1 protein-coding gene and 1 pseudogene are annotated in these 2,379 nt (G+C 75.3%); both read right to left on the bottom strand.

Annotated features, from left to right (window positions below; genetic code table 11):
- A partial coding sequence (locus tag ACTWQJ_RS50250; protein ID WP_443313022.1) for a PucR family transcriptional regulator occupies positions 1-1,516 on the bottom strand: 1,516 nt, incomplete at its 3' end.
- A 127-nt stretch (positions 1,517-1,643) separates the two neighbouring features.
- A pseudogene (locus ACTWQJ_RS50245) lies at positions 1,644-2,379 on the bottom strand (ATP-binding protein); the annotation flags it as partial.

Raw genomic sequence — 2,379 nt, 5'->3', positions numbered from 1 at the left:
GGGACCGGCCGAGGATCTCCTCCACGCGCCGCATCCGGTAGCGCAGGGTGTGCCGGTGGACGCCCAGGTCGGCGGCGGCCGCGTCCCACTGGCCGTGCCGGGAGAGCCAGGCCCGCAGGGAGGCGACCAGATCGCCGCGGCCGGTGGCGTCGTGCTCGTGCAGGGCACGGAGCAGACCGTCGGCGAAGGCGCGCACCGCGTCGTCGGCGAGCAGCGGCAGGACCGAGCCCGCCGCGAGCTGCTCGTGCTCGACGAGGACCCGGCCCCGGCGCCGGGCGACCGACAGGGCCTGCTCGGCCTGCTTGTACGCGGCGGCCGCGGCGATCGGTCCGGCCGGTGCCGACAGGCCGACGACCAGGTCGTCCTCCTCCCCCACCGCCTGTTCCTGCCCCGCCCGCGCCGCTTCCCGCCCCGTCGCGTACTCCCCGCAGGCCGCGACCGCCGCGCCCTCGTCCGCGGCCAGCACCACCAGCCGCTCCCCCTCGCTTTCTGGAACGACCAGCACCGCCTCCCCCGACCGGTCCGCGGCCGCCTCCACGGCCTCGGCGATCTCGGCGAGGCCCGCCTGCCCGGACGGGCACTCGGCGACGACGATCCGGAACGGGGCGTCGAGGAGGCCGCCGTACAGGTCACCGGCGACGCCGCGGGCGTGGTCCGGCTGCCCGGCGAGCAGCATGCGCAGCACGGCCGCGCCGATCCGCTGCTCGGCGGCCTGTAGGGAACGGGAGCGCTCGGTGGTCAGGGTGAGCAGGGCGATGGCCGAGTGGAGGGCGTAGCGCTCGGCGGTGCCGAGGGCGGCGGCCGTGCCGACGGCGAGGGCAGCGCGGGGGCGGCGGCCGGTGCCGATGGTGTGCAGCTCGACGCGGTCCTCGTGCTCGGGTCCGCCGACCACGGCACTCGCCGGCGCGGGGCGCTCGCGCAGTCGTTCCACGTCGGCGGTGAGGCGGGCGGCCCGGCGGGCGGCCCACTCCGGCGCGGTGGCGACGACGGCACCCGAGGCGTCGAACAGCGCCGCCCACCCGTCGACCTGGGCGGCGAGCCCGGCCAGCAGCCCCTCCGGACCGTCGGTGAGCGCCTGCCGGGTGAGCTCCCGCTGAGCGGCGAAGCCCGCGGTGACCGCGCGGTACTGGTCGGCGGCGATGGCGGCCGACACCGCCTTGGTGATGGCGAGGAAGGGCGTGCGACGGGGCACTTCGAGAAGCGGCAGCCCCTCCTCCTCCGCCGCGTCGACGAGGGCCTTGGGCGTCTCGTCGTAATTGACCCCGACGGCGAAGCCCAGCCCGACGACCCCCGCTCCGACCAGCCGCTTCACATAGCGGCGCATCGCCTCCGGGTCCTCCGCGTCCAGCTTCAGGGCGGTGATCAGCAGCAGTTCCCCGCCCTCCATGTACGGGACGGGGTCGGCGAGCTCGCTGGAGTGCGCCCAGCGGACGGGCACGTCGAGGCGGTCCTCGCCCGCCCGCACGGTGAGTTTGAGCGCGGAGTGGTGGACGAGGGAGGCGAGCGTCGGGGGCATGGGGCCTTCAGGTCGGTCTGTGGTTGTGTTCGGGAGATCGGCTGATCGTTGTGATCTTTTGGCCGCCACGTATGAACGACCTGTGTCGATTCTGCCTCACCGTACGGTCCCGGTGCCCGTGAAAACCTCAGTCGCGCAGATCCACCAGCAGCGGCGGCGCGTGCTCCCCCTTCACGTTCGTCAGCGACAGCACCGCATGCCCCGGCGGCACCCCGTGCGCGAGCTCGGACGCCGACCACCGCTCCCGCTCGACCTGGCGGACGGTGACCGCCCGCGCGGTCGGCGCCTTTCCGGTGATGACCCGGCGCAGCATGTGCACGGCCTTGCCCGCCGGCGTCTCGGCGATGATCTGCCGGTCGGTGACGTCCCGCGTCTCCGTCCACTCCTTGCCCCACACCTCGGCGAAGTCCTGCCCGTCCCAGGGGGTGAGGCCGGACAGCGCCACCCGGCATCCGGTGGCGCCGAGCAGGGGGCCGCGCAGCGGGCGCGGTACGTCGTCGAGGGTGCGCAGGGTCAGTACGGCGCCCGCGCCCGCCGACCGCAGCCGCTGGATGCCCCGTACGGCCTCCGGCGTGACCACGCCCGTCGCGTCGTCCAGGATCAGGCAGGCGAACAGCGACCGGTCCTCCCGTGCGGGCACGCTCGCCGTGAACTGCGCCAGCACCAGCCGCGCCAGCATCCGCGAGGCGTCCGCGTGGCCCCGCTCGGGCAGGTCGATGCGCACCCGCACCGGGTGGTCGAGGGCCTTCAGCGAGAACGGCCGCGACTGCCCGGACGTGTCGAAGAAACCCGCGAAGGCGGGCCGGTCGAGCAGCGCCACCCGGTCGGCCAGCACCCCGCCCACATCGCCGGGGTGGCCCATC

It is taken from the genome of Streptomyces sp. KR55, assembly GCF_052245645.1.
Taxonomy (GTDB): Bacteria; Actinomycetota; Actinomycetes; order Streptomycetales; family Streptomycetaceae; genus Streptomyces; species Streptomyces flavusporus.
This window is presented reverse-complemented; position numbering and strand designations above follow the sequence as displayed.